Source organism: Halomonas sp. AOP7-E1-9 (assembly GCF_052376035.1).
In the GTDB taxonomy this organism is placed as follows: domain Bacteria; phylum Pseudomonadota; class Gammaproteobacteria; order Pseudomonadales; family Halomonadaceae; genus Vreelandella; species Vreelandella citrativorans.
Genome location: NZ_JBQSVC010000001.1, coordinates 228,560 through 245,266, shown reverse-complemented (window position 1 = coordinate 245,266; position 16,707 = coordinate 228,560). Strand labels below are relative to the sequence as shown.

Sequence of the window (16,707 nt, the reverse complement as noted above, 5' to 3'; positions counted from 1 at the left end):
CGCCTCAGGTCCGAGTGGGTTTAGAGGGGGAGCTTGCTATATCAACCATCAGCCCGATCAGGCCTATGACCATGGCGACGCCCAGCCACCACTGGTGTAAAAGCATGGCGGCGAAGAATGTCCCTGCCAGCCCAATAATAATAAGCGTACGCAGCGCGATAAGCCCGACGCTCGCGTTAAGCTTGAAGAGCGCAATCGCTGCGACAGTGAGCAACGCGCAGGCCAGAATTGCTACCAATGCGCCAAGCGTGCCGGTTACGCCGGTCAATGGTGTTATATAAGCGTAAGCAGAAATTAAAACACCCGCTAGAGCGGCTAAAAGCAGTACCCCAGCGCCTGTACGGCGCCTTTGTAATCGCGACATTGCGTTATCACTCCTGCGATGAATGAGGGGGTTCCAGTGTGTAACTGATTGTTGGTTAAGCGTAGCAGACGCCGGTAATTTAGGTGGCGCTAACAGAAGAAGGGTATGTACATGAGATTCGTGAGGAGACGAGAAGGGGGTTGTGCATGCGCATCTGATTGAGGCTAGTGCGTTGACGAGTAGGTGTGGTCTTTAACGAATCCTTTGAGTCCAGAGCTAGTACGCCTTGCAGGGCAGAAAGTTTTACCTTCTTTGAATGCCCTGCAAGCAGACGCTTTAAGTAGGCATACATGCGCTATGATAATAGTGCCTGTGAAGTGTTGGTTGAGTGTGTCTTGTTAATAGTTGCTGGTCTGGTTTGACATTGATGCCGCTATGCCCATCCTCTACTATCTCTGGGCATTTTGACCAGAGTACTTATTCTTCTTTTTGGCAGGTTAGCGCGCAAACGCTATCAAAAAGCGTAACTGAACCCATTTGGTCCCCCTTCATAATCACCGGTAGTTGATGACCATCGGCAAAATTTGCCGCACAAACCGGAACGCCCGCCTCGAGCGGGCCGAGATAGTCAATGCTATGGGGCTGCAAGTGGTGGATGGCCAGGCTTGAGGTATCGCCCCCGGCAACAAGTAGCGTACCGATACTGTTAGAGCGAATGAGTGAAGCGATCAGCTTGGCGCTTGTACTCGGCGAGTTTATAGCGGGCGTCAAAGGCCTCCACGGCGAGCGGCGTAGCGCCGCCTTGGGTGATTTGAAACGTGTCCGGGTGGACTGCCTCGGGGTTGCTTTCCATTAGCTCCCGAATCACGTGATAGCGCTCGGCCACCCAGGTCCCTTCGTAGAGCAGGCGAGTAGCGGTGAGCAGTCCAGCTCAACCTTTTCACCGCCCAGCGCTTCAAGCGACGTGATGGCCTGGTGCATGCTTTTTGTGTAAGCGGCATCGGTGTGCCACTGCGCCTCGAGCGGTACACCAAAGCGAAAGGCCGCGGGCGCTCGGCCATAGCGCTTGCCGTGCACGGCGAAGTTATGGCGGCGCGACCACGCGCACTGGTCATCAAAAACGGCAGTAGCCTCAAGCAGGGCGGCGGCATCATCGCCGGTCAACGCAAACAGACTGATGGTGTCGAGCGTGGCGCAGGCGGGCACTACGCCCCGCGTGCTTAAAAGACCAAGGCTGGGCTTCACGCCATAGAGGTTGTGAAAACACGCAGGCACCCGTCCGGACCCCGCGGTGTCGGTGCCCAACGCAAAGCTGACCATACCGGCAGCGGTGACCACCGCCGAGCCGCTGCTGGAGCCGCCCGGCACCAACGTTGAGTCGAAGGCGTTGGCCGGCGTGCCGTAGACCTCAAGGGCGCGTTCGCCCACCAGACCTATGGCGAACTGATCTAGATTGGCCTTGCCCATAGGTTGGGCCCCGGCATCAATCAACTGCTGCACCACAAAGGCATGCTCGCCGGGCGTGTAGGCGTAAGCCGGGCTGCCCGCAGTGGTGGGTATACACCTGCCAGGTCGATATTGTCCTTGATGGCAAATGGGATGCCGTAAAGTGGCAACGTTTTGGGTGACTCACCTTCCAAACGCTGAAGGTAGGGCTCTAGTTGTTCACGGCTTAGGCGGGTGATCCAAACGGGGTCGGGGCCGTGCAATTCGGCGAAGCCGAGCAATTCATCTATCAGGGCGGCGGGTGTTAATTCGCCGGTTCGATAGGCGGCGTGGAGGCTTTTGATATCCAGGGGGGCGTAAAGTTGCCATAACGAGTTCCTTGATTAGTTGCTTTCTTTATCCGCTTTATGTTCTTCCACATAATGTTGGGTGCTAATGCTTACCTGCATAACATGCGAGCGTGTGGCGCGGGCGGCAGCCTCACCGTCGCCTTCCAGAATGGAGGCAACAATGGCGTCGTGCTCCTGCCAGGAAAGGCTGGGGCGTTGCGGCATGCGAAACTGGGCTTTGCGGAAGGGTTTTAACCGACTTCGCGTTGCTAACGCTAAATCACGCAGGTAAGAGCTATGGCTGCCTTCATAGAGGTGAGTATGAAACTCATGGTTAAAGGCTTCGTAGTCACTGGTGGTGCCATCGCGAACTACGCGTAAAGCCTCTTTATGAAGGCGCTGAAGAGCTTGGCGTTCCTCAAGGGTCATTCGCAGTGCGCAGAGGCGGGCGCAGGCAGCCTCCAGCTCTGACATAGCTTCGTACATCGCCATCAGCAACTCATCGGTGATGTTGGCGACGGTGACCCCGCGATTGGGTCGTTTTTCAACCAGGCCCATGGCTGCAAGGTGGCCAAACATTTCGCGTACCGGAGTGCGTGATACCGTAAAGCGCTCAGCAATTACTCGGGCGTCCAACTTTGTGCCTGGCGCAATCTCACCGCTGATAACCTCATCGGCGAGAATGCTGAGCATGTCATCCACCGTGGTGCCTTCACGTAACTTGACTGGGGTCAGAACAGTCAGATTTTTCATACAGCGGTCACCGGTACATGGGCAGAACTAGATTGAGCCGGTGGGTGAGGAATCGCGGCGAGTAGCGCACGTGTGTAGTCGTGGGTAGGCTCACTTAACAGGTTCTCCGTAGGTCCTTCCTCAACGATTTTACCCTCCTGCATCACCATGACACGGTCACATAGTAATCGAACAACATTGAGGTCATGACTGATAAACAGGTAGCTCATATTGAACTGCTCACGCAGGCTCGCCAAAAGATTCAGTACCACCGCTTGAACGGAGACATCCAACGCGGCGGTGGGCTCATCAAGAATCAGCAGTTTGGGTTCCAGGGCGATCGCTCGGGCGATGCCCACCCGCGCCTTTTGTCCCCCGGAAAGTTGATGGGGAAAGCGGTCTAAAAGATGGCTAGGCAAACCAACCCGCTCAGCAAGAACGGATACCCGGGCATTAAGTTCTTGGCAGTTGACCTGGTCAAGTCGACGCAACGGATCCTCTATTGAACGTCGGGCGCTCCAGCGGGGGTTGAGGCTATCCGTCGGGTCTTGAAACACCATTTGCAGTTTGCTGCGCAGGGGGTGATGAGCAAACTGCTTCGCACTGATAGCGGCAATATCACTACCGGCAAACCTGAGTGCACCGCTAGTCGGATCCAGCAGGCGCATAATCATTGCTGAAGTGGTTGATTTGCCGCAGCCGCTTTCCCCCACCAAGCCTAGGCTTTCACCCTCGTGCAAGGTAAAGCTAAGGTTATCCACTGCCCGCACTTCATTGGTGGTCTTGCCAAAGGTTTTAACTAAAGCATCGACTTCAAGCAGCGGTGGGCCAATGGGCTGGCGCTCGGGTCTGGCACGTAGTTTATCATCGACGGGTAGCAGATCAGCTACCTGGGAGTCTAGTCTGGGCGTGGCACGCATCAAGCGTTGGGTATAAAGATGTTGCGGGTTGGCAAACAGTTCATCTACCGTCGCTGACTCAACGATTTCGCCTTTTTCCATTACCACAATTTTATCGCAATAGCTGGCGGCTAAACCCAAATCGTGGGTAATCAGCAGGGTTGCCATCTGCCGTTCGGCAGCTAGCTCGACGATCAAGTCCATCACTGCTTTTTGGGTCGTTACATCAAGCCCGGTGGTGGGCTCGTCCGCGATAAGCAGTTGGGGGCGGCAGGCCAGCGCAATGGCAATTACAATGCGCTGGCACATACCACCGGATAGTTCAAAGGGGTAGGCGTGGTAGCGCTGTTCAGGTTCACGAATACGCACCGCTTCGAGCATTTTGATGGCTTTACCGTGGGCATTGCCGCGTGTGGCCAAGCCATGTTCAATCATTACATCTTCAATCTGGCGACCAACGGCGCGAATGGGATTAAGGGCCGCGCGAGGGTTCTGAAAGATTATCGACATTTCACGCCCGCGCAGCTCACTCATGGTGCGTTCGTCTGCGCCACCTACATTAACGCCACCAAACACAATGCTGCCGTCGGCGATGCGTCCTGCACGATCAAGAATGCGCAACAGGGCATAGGAGGTCACGGATTTACCGGAGCCCGACTCGCCGACAATGCCTAACGTCTCACCCTTATTAACACTGATATCAACTTTTTTAACCGCAGTGACGGTGCCATTACGGGTAGAGAACTCAACCGTTAAATCACGAATATCGAGCAGCGGAATACTCATAGTAAGCTCCTCAGGTGCGCCGAAGCGGATCAACCAGATCGCGCAGACCGTCGCCTAACAGGTTGAAGGTGAAAACTGCCAGCATTAGGGCCAGCCCCGGGAAGACGGCAAGCCACCATTGGCCTGAGACAATATAGTTGGCACCCTCTGCCACCATGATGCCCCACTCTGGGGTGGGCGGACTGACGCCTAAGCCAATAAACGAAAGCCCCGCCGCGTTCAGAATCGCCCAGCCCATATTGAGCGAGATTTGCACCATCATGGGGGGCAGTGAGTTGGGGAATATTTGGAACGCCAAAATGCGCCAGTCTCGATTGCCGGATAGCCGAGCGGCTTGAACGTAACCGGCCTGGCGACGCACAGCGACTTCCGTACGCGCCATACGGGCATAAAAGGGCAGATTGATAATCGCCGTGGCGTAGATGATATTTTCAATAGTATTGCCCGCTGCCGCGACAATCCCCATGGCCAGCACAAACAGTGGGAAGGCCATAATAGTGTCCATTAAGCGACCGGTAATACGATCCGTCCAGCCGCCATAAAAACCGGCAATAGCGCCTAAGGTTGAGCCCACCACAAAGGCGATCGCCACGGCGGTCACCGCGATCATTAAGTCGAGACGCGTGGCGACTACCACCCGGGAAAATACATCACGGCCCAGGTGATCAGTACCAAACCAGTGCTGCCAAGAAGGCGCTTGCAGGGTACTGCTTGAGTCGGTGGCTAACGGGTTGTAGGGCACCAGCCAGGGGCCAAATAGCGCAGCGATGACGATCAGCACAAACAGTGCAAAAGCGACCGCCGTAACAGGGTTGTCGGTCATTACATAGAGAAGATGGCGTATAAAGCGGCGTAGCGAACCTTCTTGTGCGTTGCTCGCTGAGGTTAATGTGCTCATGTCGCTACTCCTGCGTATTTAGGCGCGGATCCACAAGGGTGTAGATCACATCAATAAGCAAATTAAGGGCGACAAATAGCAGCGCCATGGTGAGCACAAACCCCTGTACCGAGGCGTAATCCGATACCACCAACGCTTCAACGGCATAGGAGCCAATACCCGGCCATGAGAAGACTTGTTCTACCAGCACGTTGGCACCCAGTGCAAAGGAGAACACCATGCCTAGCGTGGTAATCACCGGCAGAATGGCGTTGCGAAGAGCATAGGTAAAAAGTACTTTTCGGCGCGGTAAACCGGCGGCCCGGGCGGTGCGAATAAATTCGCTTTCCAGGGTTTGTAACATGGCAGCGCGAGTCATCCGCGCGATGGGCGCTAGGGTAAATAGCCCTAGCGTGATTGCAGGGAGTAATAGCTGCGACAAGGCTGCCCATGCGGTTTCCATGTCGCGGTCAATGAGCGCGTCGATGACGTAAAAGCCGGTCACCTTGGGCGGTGAAAGGTATAAAAAGTCTAATCGGCCCATAGGTGAGGGCGCCCAGTCGAGTAAATAGTAGAAGACATAAATAAGCGCCAAGCCCGTGAAGAAGGTGGGTAGTGATACCCCAGCGGTTACCACGGCACGGCATAGATGGTCTACCCAGGTGTTAGGACGAGTAGCGGCCAGAATGCCCAAAGGTAAGGCAATGGCCATTGAAAAGAGCAGTGCGAAGCCGGTAAGTTCCAGCGATGCAGGCAAGCGCGTGGTTAGTTCGTGTATCACCGGTTGACCGGTAGAGATTGCGGTACCCAAGTCGCCTCTAAAGAGATCCTGGACATAGCTAATAAACTGAAGCGGTAGGGGACGATCTAGTCCCATGCTGACGCGAATTTGTTGAATCGATTCGGCATTAGCAGCAGGCCCGGCAAAGTACGCGGCAGGATCCCCGGGCAGCGCCCGGGTAAGCAAGAACGAAACAATCACAATGCCGATTAACACCGGCATGGCTTGAACGATCCGCTCGGCGATCAGGCGTGTTCGTGACATAGTGGCCATACTAGCTCCTTAACTGGCGCGCAGCGGACGATTATCGAGCTGGCGGTGATACCAGAACTCATAGCCCGAGATGTTGGGCTGCATTGCCACGTTAAGCGTTGGTTGGTAGAGCGGAATACGCGGCACATCAGTGAAAGCAATCTCAATCATACGGCGAATTTTGGGAGCATACGCTGGATCATCCATAGGCATAAAGAGCGTTTCATCGACCAGTTGGGCCATCTCATCGTTGTGGTAATTGGATGAGTTGAATAGGTTGCCTTCGATATAGGCCCAGAAGAAATAGTAGCAGGGGGTGTTGAGCCAGCCGCCAAAGTTCTCCAAGTGTAAAGGCAGCTGTTTATCTACCAGCGCGCGAGTACGCCAATTGGCTCCAGGAATACGATCCAATGTCACGGTAATACCAATCTGTTCAAGGGCTTCCTGAATCAGCAACGCGGCAGGCTCTGCCCAGTCGGCTTGGCCCAAATCAAACGAAATAGGTACTTCAAACCCCTCTGCATAATCTGATTCAGCCATTAACTCGCGAGCGCGTTCCAGGTTATTGCTATAGGGGAATGGTTGCGGCCAGGCGATATCTGAAGGCGACTCGCTATCGCCTCCCCACATGGGCACGCCACGGGCATAGGCGGCATTCTTCATAATGGCCTCGTAAGGAATAGCCCAAGCGATAGCTTGTCGTACACGCACGTCCTGGAAGGGCGCAAAGTTTAAATTGGGGCACAGCACGTGTAGGCAGTTTTCAATCGGCGTGCTGACCACTTTCATGCTGGATTGAGCGTCCAGTTCCATAGCATCGCGAGGGGGAATATCTTGCGATAAGTGGGCGTCGCCGCGTTCGAGCAATGCCCGTCGAGTTGACGTGGAAGGTACTTCTCGCAAAATGATGCGTTCTGCGCCAGGTCGCTCACCGCTGGCCCACTCTGGGTTGCGGCGGTAAACCAACTGCTGACCCGGCTCCCAGCGCTCGATTTGGAAAGCGCCTGAGCCTGCCGGGGTACGGTGCAGATATTCTGTCGCCCAAGGGTCTTCGTCAGTGGCGTGCTCTAGCGCTAGCTGCGAGTTAATTACGATTGCGATCGGCGTGGTAAGATTGGGTAGCGTAAGTTTTGATGCATGGGGTAAATGAATACGGAAAGTGCGTTCATCGACCGCTTCAAACTGCTCAGGACTCGTCATTGAGCCAGCAGCCATCTGGGTGGTAGGAAAGCCTCCTAGGGTGACAGAACGATCAAACGACCATTTAACGTCTTGGGCGGTGACCGCACGGCCATCCCAGAAAGTGGCTTTACGCAAAAAAAGCGTTAATGTCCGCCCGTCTTCAGAAACTTCCCAACTCTCCGCCAATTCGCCTTTTAGGTTGTCGTAGTCATAGCTTAATGAGCCATCTTCCAGTGTTTTGGTCCCGAAAGTCATCAGGCGGTCATAGCAGTTAACCGCGACTTGGTAGCTCGGGCGATTGGTTCCGCTGCGGTGGATATCCAGACTGTTAATTGTGCTGCCCATCACGACTACCAGGGTTTCATTAGCGCTAGCCATAGCGGGAAGTACTTTTAGAAAGGGCAGCGCAGTAGCCCCTAGGGTTAGGGCTGAGGTGCTTTTTAGAAAGTCGCGACGGTTCATGGAGTATCCTCACAAGGGCATTGATAGTTTTCAATGTGTATGCACTTTGAGGGCCATAATGCTGCAGGTGCTAAAATTTATTTTATAAAATAAAAGCTTAATGATTTTAGAAATATATTCAAAAGCAACCTTTACAATATGACTGTGATAAAAAGGCGCGAAGTGCATCCACTTTGCGCCTTTTTGGATCGCCGTTATCCAGCGTATTTTCCCACTCGCCAAGGCTGGGTGGAGTGCACTATCTGCCAGCCGCTTTGGTTACGCTGTAAGTAGTCAAAGCTGAGGCTGGCGCGCCAGCGCAGGGCGTCGTCAGTTAGGCTGCTTTGTGGCGCAAACAGGGCTTCTGCGTTGGTTTTCGATGGGCGTGGGTTGATTGCCATAGCATGGTCATTCAGCTGCAGCCAGCGTAGTCGCCCCTGTTCATCACAGTGAATTACTTCATCAGAGGCATCATTGGAAACTCGTTGCCAGTGCTCAACGTAGTGCCCATGAAGGTGCCGCTCTTCCAGGTGGGCATCATTCATCCAGCGCATCAAGCCAACATCACGCTCCAGGCTAGGGCAGAGGTCTTGAAAGCGATGCCAAGTGCATACGCTGCCCTCAATCTGGGTGATACCAGCAAAGGCGGTGAGGCTTGCCAGCCACTCAAGCTGGCGGCGTTCGCACTCTTCTAAGTCGGTAATACCTGGAAAATCCGGTCCGTTAGTCGGCAAGCGCAGGTCGGCATGCCAATGCTTGCCCTGCAACCAGTAAACCAGTGTCGCCCTGTCGGCCTGCCGGTAGGGTTCATGGGCTGGTTCAGCGTAGAGTGTACGCTGCCATACGCCACAAAACGCTTGAGGTATAGCAGGCCAGTCGGTGCTCATAAGGAGTCTTCCTTATGCTTGCCGTGCTGCCCAAGGCTGCCCACTTCACGTGCACTTTCAGGCAGGGTGATTTCTCCGCGAGCCAGGCGTTCGCGCAGATAGCGAAAGGTCTGAATGGTTTGAGCGTAGAGGTGGTCGCCTGCTTTCAACGCCTCGTAGCGGGCCTTCCCATGGCGAGCGACCAGTTCGGGCAGCGGTTCGACCACGGTGTGGTAGTCGCAGGCAAAAAACAGGGGAAACGAGTAGCGCTCCTCTTTCACCTTGCGTACGCGGTGGGAGGTGGCAACAAACTCACCGTTGCTCCAGATTTCGAGCATATCGCCAATATTGACGACTAGCGCATCCTCTTGATACGGCACATCAATCCACTTGCCTGCACCGTTCATTACTTCAAGCCCCGGGGCGGTAGGTAGCAGCAGAGTAAAACACTCGTAGTCGGTGTGGGCACCAATGCCTTGGGTATCTTTGGCATTTTTGGCATCAGGATTGTAGGGATAGTGGATCAATCGCAGTTGGCTGGGCGGCTTGGTGACGTAGCACAGCAACTGTTGCTCTTCAAGCCCTAACGCCAATGCAAAGCCGCCCATCAGCGCGCGGCCCACTTGATAAGTGGCATCGTAGTAGGCGGCGACTGGTTCACGGAAGCCGTCAAGGTCCGGCCAAGGGTTAGGGCCAAGTAGTGGCGTTCCGGCGAGTACCTCTGGGTCATCGCTTGGTAGTTCAAAAGCAAGATCAAAGGCCTCTTTCATATCTGGATTTTTAGGATCTGGTGATTCTTCACCGGGCGGAACGTAGCCACGGTGATGGAAGTAGCGGCCAATATAGCGCTCCATTTTGGCCGCTTCCGGTTGGGCGAAGAGACGTTTGGTCTGAGTGATCAGCCCTTCGCGGAGGGAATGGTCGATGCCGTGGCCCACCATCTGAAAGAAACCGATGTCGCGGGCCGCGCGGCCTAACTCATCGGCGACCCGACGGCGCGCCTGTTCATCCCCGTGCAGCAGGGGATAAATATCGATCACCGGGATTTCCTGAAAGTCGGCCAAACGTTGGTCCGGGTTCACTTCGTTCATGCGTTTGCCTCCTCCTCAGTGGTGAGAACTACCAAGGGTTGATCGGGGCCTACGGCGGCGCCTTCGGCCAGCGGCAGGCGAACGACGCGCCCGGCGTTGTGGGTGATAACTTCTACTTCCATTTTCATGGACTCCACCAAGGCAACGCGTTGGCCCGCCTCGACCCGGTCTCCCTCCTTGACCAGCAACTTCCACAGGCTGCCTGTCACCGGGCTTTCGATGCCCAGCTCGGCCTCATCAAGGGTTTCGGTTTCGGCAGCGGTGGGCGCCTGATCTTCGAAGGTGAACTGGCCGTTGGCTCGCCAGGCGGTCATTTCAGCCTGAAATGCTTTTTCACGTTTCGTGCGAAACGCCTCGATAGCCTCAGCGTTTTTATCAATCTCGGCCTGGTAGTCGGCCAATCGAAAGCGGGTGGCTTCAACGGGGAGGTCAAAGCGGCCGTGTGGGAAGTCGCGGCGAATTTGCTCGAGCTCATCGTGGCTGACTTCGTAAAAGCTCAACTGATCGAAAAAGCGCAGCAGCCACGGGTTCTCGAAGTGCTTGGTGGCGCGGTAGCGGTTCCACATCTGCAGGGTCCGGCCGACGAACTGGTAGCCGCCCGGACCCTCCATGCCGTAAACGCATAGGTAAGCACCACCAATGCCGACCGAGTTTTCCGCCGTCCAGGTACGCGCCGGGTTGTACTTGGTGGTCACCAGTCGCTGGCGAGGGTCCAGCGGCGTAGCCACGGGGGCGCCTAGATACACATCGCCCAGACCCATGACAAGATAGCGGGCGTCGAAGACGATATCCCGCACCTGCTGCTCGGTTTCCAGCGCGTTGATGCGACGAATGAAGTCCAGATTGCTGGGACACCAGGGCGCATCGGGACGAACGCTGCGCTGATACTTGTCGATCGCTTCCTGGCAGGCGGGGTCGTCCCAGGAGAGCGGCAAGTGTACCAAGCGAGACTCTACTTCTAGCGACTCGACGTCAACAAGCGCCCGTTCAGCTTTTTGCAGATGCATTAGCAACGCATCCAGTGTCAGCTCGAGAGGCTCATAATGCACCTGCAGCGAACGGATTCCGGGCGTCAGCTCGAGAAGCCCCGGCAACGTATTCTCGCGTAGCCAAAGCATCCAGGCGTGAACCCGAAAGCGTAGGGCGATATCGAGTTCCATGGGGCCGAACTCAATCAACAGAAAATCATCCCCTGCCCGGCGGTAAACGATGTTTTCCCCGGCCTCCAGGGCGGGAGCTTCGCGCACAACCGGGCTCGTTTGCTCTGACTGGAAGGCGACGTCGTGAACGGGTGTCAGCGTCTTGAGTTGCTCACGCTGGCGCTCTTCGAGCGCGCGAGCCGTTGCCAGCGTTACCGGCACGAAGCGCACCTTGTTGCCGGCAGTCAGCTGGCCGAGTTTCCAGCGCTCGGCGCGCACCACGGTTGCCGGGCAGACGAACCCCCCCAGTGAAGGGCCGTCCGGGCCCAGAATGACGGGCATGTCGCCGGTGAAATCGATCGTACCGAAAGCGTAGGCGTTATCGTGAATGTTGGAAGGGTGCAGCCCCGCTTCGCCACCATCCGAGCGCGCCCATTCGGGGCGCGGACCGATCAGCCGAACGCCGGTGCGGCTGGAGTTGTAGTGTACTTCCCAATCGTGAGCGAAAAAGCGCTCGATATCCTCATCGGTGAAAAAATCCGGAGCGCCGTGAGGGCCATAGAGGACGGCGATCTCGGTGACCGCAGCCGCGGTATCGATAGCCGGGATAAGCGCGGGGTCGAGCTTATGCGGCTCGGTGGGCGTCAACGCGGGCAGATCCAACATGTCGCCACTACGTAGTGCCCGACCGGCGTGCCCCCCGAATTGACCCGGTGTAAACGTGCTGCGCGAGCCCAAATAACGCGGACACTCGATGCCGCCCCGCACCAAGAGGTAGGCGCGTGCGCCCACATCTGCTTTACCCAGTGCCAGCGTCGCGCCAGCGGCAATGTCGATCACTTCCCAGAAATTGACTAGTATACCGTCGACCGAGGCCGAGAGCGCTGTTCCCGTCAGAACGATCTGCGCTTCGCGATGAAAGCGCAGCGTCGGACCATTCAAGGTAATTTCGAGCCCGGCGGCGTCTGCCGGGTTATCCAGTAGACGGTTGCCCAGGCGAAAAGACCAGTCGTCAAACGCTCCAGAAGGAGGCACGCCGACATCCCAGTGCCCCTGGCGGCCGGGGTAGTCCTGAAGAGTGGTAAGCGTACCCGGAACGAGCACCTCTAGGGCGGGAGGCGCCCAGGCAAGTGTGGTGAGCCAGTGGGTGTCGAGATCCGCTTTGAGGAAGCGCTCGGCGCGTAGCACGTGGGCAAGCCAGGTACGGTTGGTGGCAATACCATACACCGTGGCGGCCTCAAGGGTTTCGGCCAAGGCCAGAGAGGCGCTTTCCCGTGTTGCGCCGTGCACCATGACCTTGGCCAGCATGGGGTCAAAAAGCGCCGAGACCTCAAGATCCGACTCGATGGCGTGATCCACGCGAAGGCCTTCGCCAGTGGGGAAGGCGACCTCGGTGAGAAGTCCGGCGCTGGGGCGGAAATCGTGGGTCGGGTCTTCGGCGTAAAGGCGCGCCTGAACGGCGTGGCCCCTAGGCGCCAGATCGCTTGCAAGTGTCTTAAGAGCAGGCAGCCCACCGGCCCCCAGGCGCACCATCCACTCCACAATATCGACACCGTAAACCAGTTCGGTTACCCCGTGCTCGACCTGTAGACGGGTATTGACCTCAAGAAAGTAAAAGGCTTCACGCGCGGCGTCGTAAATGAACTCGACGGTACCGGCGCTGCGGTATTGGACGGCCTTGCCCAGCGCAACCGCCGTGCCATGCAACGCCTCGCGCACGCTTTCCGGAAGGTTCGGTGCTGGGCACTCCTCGATCACTTTCTGGTGGCGGCGTTGGGTGGAGCAGTCGCGCTCGCCCAGAGCAATGACCTCCCCCTGGCCGTCGCCGAAGAGCTGAACTTCCAGGTGGCGGGCGCAGGCGATATAAGCTTCGAGAAATACACCGCTATCTCCAAAGTTACGCTCTCCCAGGCCCTTAACCGAGTCGAACGCACGGACCAGCTCATCCTGGTTTTGGCACACCTGCATGCCGATACCGCCACCGCCGGCGGTGGACTTGAGCATAACGGGGTAGCCAATCTGTTCAGCGTTCTTGACGGCGTCATCCACGCTTTCGAGCAGGCTCGAACCCGGCACGAGAGGAACGCCTGCCCGTTCAGCCAGCGCGCGCGCTTCGTGTTTTAAACCAAACCGGCGGATTTGTTCTGCGGTGGGCCCCAGAAATACCAGCCCTGCGGCATCGCAGGCGGTAATGAACCGGGTGTTTTCGGACAGAAAGCCGTAGCCTGGATGAACGGCCTGGGCGCCGCTTTTCTGAGCAATAGCGATCAGCTTGTCGATATCCAGGTAGGTGTCGCTGGCGGGCCCTTCACCTAGAGAGTAGGCCTCATCGGCCTGATGCACGTAGGGCGCATCACGGTCGGCATCGGCGTACACCACTACACTGCCAACGCCCAAAGTGTTCAATGTCCGCAGGATGCGCGCAGCGATGGCGCCCCGGTTGGCGATCAAGACTTTTTTAAACGGAGTTTGTATGGACATGGCTCTGCCTACCCAAAAGGCGGGTCGTCCCGCAAATTGTTTAGCCGCTTGAGGTCGTCCTCAGAGCATCAGGCGTGAGTTCAGCGTTACCAGACCAGAAGCTCGATGGGGGTCGGGTTATAGCCGTTACAGGGATTGTTGAGCTGAGGGCAGTTAGATATCAGCACGACCACGTCCATCTCGGCAGTCATCTCCACGTACTTGCCCGGTGCAGAGATACCATCTTCGAAGGTCAGTCCTCCGTCGGAGGTCACTGGTACGTTCATGAAGAAGTTGATGTTATGGGTAATGTCGCGCTTGGTAAGCTCGTATTCAGGATGCTTGGCGATCGCTTCCATCCAGTTGTCACGACACGAATGCATGTGGCGCTTTTCCAAGTCGTAGCGCACGGTATTGCTCTCACTTGAGCAGGCGCCACCCAACGTATCGTGTCGGCCGCAGGTGTCGGCGGTGATGGTCAGCATGGGGCGGCCTTCGCTTGAAATCAGCCTTGAACCCGCAGTGAGGTAAACTGCGCCTTGCTCACGCACGGTATCCATGGCGCTGTAGCGTTCGGCGGTATCCTCGGCGCTGAAGAAAAGGGTGTCGGCGGCCTGATTGCCTTCCAGATCCAGAATGCGCAGGGTCTGGCCGCGTTTGATGGTGCCGATGTAGTGGTCGCCCGCGTTAACCGTAGTGCGGCTAAGCGCGTTTTCCGGGCGTAAGTTGCTTTCGATGATCATGGTGCTCCCCTTATAGACCGAGGTGGTAAAGATGATTGTTGGCGAAGCCGCGAGCATTTTCGGGGCGTGACTGGTAGCAGGCGTCGCTCTCGGTGGGCGCCTGGGCCGTGCCCTGGGCAATATCTACTCCGCGCCGCGGGTACTCCATGCTCGGGTCGAGAGGGTGCGGGCAGGTGTGCAGTAGTACGAGCGTGTCCATTTCGAATCGCAGCGTGACGCTATTGCCGGGCTGGCAGTGGTCGCTTACGTAGCTCAGCTTACCCTCGTCGTCACTCTCGACGCGGGAGAAGAGATTGAGATTGGCGGCCATGTCCCGGCGGCCAAGCCCGTACTTGGCCAGTTCCACCAGAAAGGCATCAAAGCCTGTTCGTGTCCAATCGTTATGGGCGCTTTGGTAGCTCACCGGCTGCCAGCCCTTGGCGGTCAGGTGATGTTGCATCAGATTGCCTCCGACGCTGTCGTGCCAGCCCAGATCGTCGTCGGTGATAGAGGCGAAGATGCGGCCCATATCCGAGTAGAGGCAGTGGCCTTGGGTCAGCTTGAAGGTGTGCTGACCTTTTAGGGTGTCGGGCAGGTTCAAGCGCTCCAACAGGTTTTCCGGGTTGTAGCAAAGTAGCCCGACGTTGGTGTTGGCATCTTTTGCCGTCAGTGTGAGCGTGGCGCCCCGGCGCAGGCGAAGAGACCAGTGATGGCCGCCGGGCAGGTGCGTGGTGTAAGTAGGCTCGCTCGTCATAGCAGGGTCTCCTGAAAATGGGTTTTAAGACCGCCCAGGTTGAGTGTCTCGGGCAAAGCGTGTGCGGCACGCTCTCGCGAAATGGGTAGGTCGTAGGTAATGGTGGCGCCGAAGGCTTCCGGCGCCTGGGGGTCGTGACGGGTCTTGTCGAAGACCCAAAGCCGCGTGCCCAGCTTGAAGGCCTCCTTGAGATCGTGGGTGATCATGAAGATGGTGAGCTGCTGTTCCTTCCAAAGCCGAGTGATCAGTTCATGCATGTCCTGACGAATGCCCGGGTCCAGTGCTCCAAAGGGTTCATCCAGCAATAAAATACGTGGGCGCATCATCAGCGCTTGGGCGATGGCCAAACGTTGCTGCATACCGCCGGAGAGTTCATGGGGGTATTTGTTCAGCGCGTGACTCAGGCCGACTTCATCGATGCGCGCCCGGGCTTTTTCGATAGCGCGGCGTTTCTTGCTACCAAAGCTCTTGCCCAGCAGATGCGCGCTTTGCAGTTCGTCTGCGATCATCACGTTGCCCAGCACCGTCAGGTGCGGAAAAACCGAATACTTTTGAAAGACCACGCCTCGGTCCGGGCCGGGCTCATCGGGGATCGGTTCGCCTTGGAGTAGCAACTTGCCTTTCGATGCGCTTTCGGTGCCCAGCAGCATTTTCAAAAATGTGGTTTTGCCGCACCCCGAGGCACCTACCAGAGTGACGAACTCGCCAACCTCGACGTCGAAGTTGAGATTTTCGAGCACGACGTGGTGACCGTAATGCTTTTCCAGTCGTTTGGCGGATAGCAGGCTCATGGCTTCTCCCCCTCACCGGCGTGATACCAGGGAAAAGCCAAACGAGAAGTGAAGGCCAGCAGTTGGTCGAGCAAAAACGCCAGCAGCGTGATCCAGGCAACGTAGGGCAAAATGATGTCCATCGAGAGATAGCGACGTACCAAAAAGATGCGATACCCCAGGCCTTCCTGGGCGGCGATTGCCTCCGCGGCGATCAAAAAGAGCCAGGCCGTGCCCAGCGCCAGGCGGGTGGCATTGAGAAGACGCGGGGTCAACTGAGGGAGCAGCACCCTGATCAGCACCTGCCAAGAGCTAGCACCTAGCGTTTGCGCCTTGATCAGTTGCTCGTCGGGTAAGCGCAGAGCATGGCCCTGAAGATCGCGGATCAGAAAAGGCGTGACTCCAATGACGATGAGAGCGATCTTGGATGCCTCGCCGGTTCCAAACGCTATAAATAAAATGGGTAGTATCGCCATGGGCGGGATGAGTGATAAAACCGTGACCAGTGGCGATAGCTTGGCGCGTAAGACGGGCAGACCTCCGGTCAAAATACCCACGATTAAGCCTACCAGCGCGCTGATGCCGACGCCGATTAGCAGTCTTTCCAGGCTGGCGAATGTATCGGTCCAAAGGATGATATCGCCTGTGCGTACATTTTCAGCGCTTGCCAGATGATAGAAAGACTCTGCCATGGTGCCGAGAGCGGGCAGCAGACGATCGTTCGGATTATCTACAAGGCGTGCGTTCGAAAGGCTGATATACACCATCGCCAGCAGGGCGAAGGGCGCCAGACCCAGCATCCAACGACCGCCCCTGGGAGGCGTTAAATTGATGAAGCGCTTCATGGCCGTATCCTGTCAAAATGGGAGTCGGAAG

At 56.8% G+C, this 16,707-nt stretch carries 16 protein-coding genes; all 16 read right to left on the bottom strand.

Annotation, left to right across the window (positions count from 1 at the left end; all coding sequences use genetic code 11):
• Nucleotides 1-4: 4 nt before the first annotated feature.
• Entirely contained in the window at nt 5-364 is a 360-nt protein-coding gene (locus tag ACT3R4_RS01170) for a hypothetical protein (protein ID WP_441676993.1), read from the bottom strand.
• Nucleotides 365-781: 417 nt separating this feature from the next.
• Nucleotides 782-1,075 carry a nucleotide-binding domain containing protein gene (locus ACT3R4_RS01165; protein ID WP_441676994.1) on the bottom strand — a complete coding sequence of 98 codons (294 nt, stop codon included), beginning with the start codon at nt 1,073-1,075 and terminating at the stop codon, nt 782-784.
• Nucleotides 1,011-1,172 (bottom strand): hypothetical protein, encoded by a 162-nt coding sequence (locus tag ACT3R4_RS01160; RefSeq protein ID WP_496203794.1) that lies wholly within the window; start codon nt 1,170-1,172, stop codon nt 1,011-1,013. The genes ACT3R4_RS01165 and ACT3R4_RS01160 overlap by 65 nt, the downstream gene beginning before the upstream one ends.
• Nucleotides 1,169-1,804, bottom strand: a complete 636-nt coding sequence (locus ACT3R4_RS01155; protein WP_496201190.1) for an amidase family protein — start codon at nt 1,802-1,804, stop codon at nt 1,169-1,171. The genes ACT3R4_RS01160 and ACT3R4_RS01155 overlap by 4 nt, the downstream gene beginning before the upstream one ends.
• 329 nt (nt 1,805-2,133) lie before the next feature.
• The gene (locus ACT3R4_RS01150) at nt 2,134-2,832 is read right to left on the bottom strand and encodes a GntR family transcriptional regulator (RefSeq protein WP_441676996.1); all 699 of its coding nucleotides are present in this window, start codon (nt 2,830-2,832) and stop codon (nt 2,134-2,136) included.
• Nucleotides 2,829-4,496, bottom strand: coding sequence for a dipeptide ABC transporter ATP-binding protein (locus ACT3R4_RS01145; RefSeq protein ID WP_441676997.1), 1,668 nt, complete (start codon nt 4,494-4,496; stop codon nt 2,829-2,831). Before ACT3R4_RS01145 ends, ACT3R4_RS01150 begins: the two co-directional genes overlap by 4 nt.
• 10 nt (nt 4,497-4,506) lie before the next feature.
• On the bottom strand, nt 4,507-5,394 hold the full coding sequence (locus tag ACT3R4_RS01140) for an ABC transporter permease (protein ID WP_441676998.1): 888 nt from the start codon (nt 5,392-5,394) through the stop codon (nt 4,507-4,509).
• A gap of 4 nt (nt 5,395-5,398) precedes the next feature.
• Nucleotides 5,399-6,427, bottom strand: a complete 1,029-nt coding sequence (locus ACT3R4_RS01135; protein ID WP_441676999.1) for an ABC transporter permease — start codon at nt 6,425-6,427, stop codon at nt 5,399-5,401.
• Nucleotides 6,428-6,436: 9 nt separating this feature from the next.
• Nucleotides 6,437-8,050 (bottom strand): ABC transporter substrate-binding protein, encoded by a 1,614-nt coding sequence (locus tag ACT3R4_RS01130; protein WP_441677000.1) that lies wholly within the window; start codon nt 8,048-8,050, stop codon nt 6,437-6,439.
• A 194-nt stretch (nt 8,051-8,244) separates the two neighbouring features.
• Nucleotides 8,245-8,916, bottom strand: coding sequence for a hypothetical protein (locus ACT3R4_RS01125; RefSeq protein ID WP_441677001.1), 672 nt, complete (start codon nt 8,914-8,916; stop codon nt 8,245-8,247).
• On the bottom strand, nt 8,913-9,986 hold the full coding sequence (locus ACT3R4_RS01120) for an isopenicillin N synthase family dioxygenase (protein WP_441677002.1): 1,074 nt from the start codon (nt 9,984-9,986) through the stop codon (nt 8,913-8,915). Before ACT3R4_RS01120 ends, ACT3R4_RS01125 begins: the two co-directional genes overlap by 4 nt.
• On the bottom strand, nt 9,983-13,606 hold the full coding sequence (gene uca / locus ACT3R4_RS01115; protein WP_441677003.1) for an urea carboxylase: 3,624 nt from the start codon (nt 13,604-13,606) through the stop codon (nt 9,983-9,985). The genes ACT3R4_RS01120 and uca overlap by 4 nt, the downstream gene beginning before the upstream one ends.
• Before the next feature lie 86 nt (nt 13,607-13,692).
• On the bottom strand, nt 13,693-14,328 hold the full coding sequence (locus ACT3R4_RS01110) for an urea amidolyase associated protein UAAP2 (RefSeq protein ID WP_441677004.1): 636 nt from the start codon (nt 14,326-14,328) through the stop codon (nt 13,693-13,695).
• Nucleotides 14,329-14,338: 10 nt separating this feature from the next.
• Complete coding sequence (locus ACT3R4_RS01105) at nt 14,339-15,061, bottom strand: urea amidolyase associated protein UAAP1 (RefSeq protein ID WP_441677005.1); 723 nt, start codon at nt 15,059-15,061, stop codon at nt 14,339-14,341.
• Nucleotides 15,058-15,852 (bottom strand): ABC transporter ATP-binding protein, encoded by a 795-nt coding sequence (locus ACT3R4_RS01100; RefSeq protein WP_441677006.1) that lies wholly within the window; start codon nt 15,850-15,852, stop codon nt 15,058-15,060. Before ACT3R4_RS01100 ends, ACT3R4_RS01105 begins: the two co-directional genes overlap by 4 nt.
• Nucleotides 15,849-16,676, bottom strand: a complete 828-nt coding sequence (locus ACT3R4_RS01095) for an ABC transporter permease (protein ID WP_441677007.1) — start codon at nt 16,674-16,676, stop codon at nt 15,849-15,851. The genes ACT3R4_RS01100 and ACT3R4_RS01095 overlap by 4 nt, the downstream gene beginning before the upstream one ends.
• Nucleotides 16,677-16,707: the final 31 nt, after the last annotated feature.

Coding starts and splice junctions, on each gene's coding strand:
- ACT3R4_RS01120 (WP_441677002.1), bottom strand. CDS start 9,986: ATGAACGAAGTGAACCCGGACCAACGTTTGGCCGACTTTCAGGAAATC.
- ACT3R4_RS01170 (WP_441676993.1), bottom strand. CDS start 364: ATGTCGCGATTACAAAGGCGCCGTACAGGCGCTGGGGTACTGCTTTTA.
- ACT3R4_RS01095 (WP_441677007.1), bottom strand. CDS start 16,676: ATGAAGCGCTTCATCAATTTAACGCCTCCCAGGGGCGGTCGTTGGATG.
- ACT3R4_RS01145 (WP_441676997.1), bottom strand. CDS start 4,496: ATGAGTATTCCGCTGCTCGATATTCGTGATTTAACGGTTGAGTTCTCT.
- ACT3R4_RS01130 (WP_441677000.1), bottom strand. CDS start 8,050: ATGAACCGTCGCGACTTTCTAAAAAGCACCTCAGCCCTAACCCTAGGG.
- uca (WP_441677003.1), bottom strand. CDS start 13,606: ATGTCCATACAAACTCCGTTTAAAAAAGTCTTGATCGCCAACCGGGGC.
- ACT3R4_RS01100 (WP_441677006.1), bottom strand. CDS start 15,852: ATGAGCCTGCTATCCGCCAAACGACTGGAAAAGCATTACGGTCACCAC.
- ACT3R4_RS01105 (WP_441677005.1), bottom strand. CDS start 15,061: ATGACGAGCGAGCCTACTTACACCACGCACCTGCCCGGCGGCCATCAC.
- ACT3R4_RS01110 (WP_441677004.1), bottom strand. CDS start 14,328: ATGATCATCGAAAGCAACTTACGCCCGGAAAACGCGCTTAGCCGCACT.
- ACT3R4_RS01125 (WP_441677001.1), bottom strand. CDS start 8,916: ATGAGCACCGACTGGCCTGCTATACCTCAAGCGTTTTGTGGCGTATGG.
- ACT3R4_RS01150 (WP_441676996.1), bottom strand. CDS start 2,832: ATGAAAAATCTGACTGTTCTGACCCCAGTCAAGTTACGTGAAGGCACC.
- ACT3R4_RS01135 (WP_441676999.1), bottom strand. CDS start 6,427: ATGGCCACTATGTCACGAACACGCCTGATCGCCGAGCGGATCGTTCAA.
- ACT3R4_RS01140 (WP_441676998.1), bottom strand. CDS start 5,394: ATGAGCACATTAACCTCAGCGAGCAACGCACAAGAAGGTTCGCTACGC.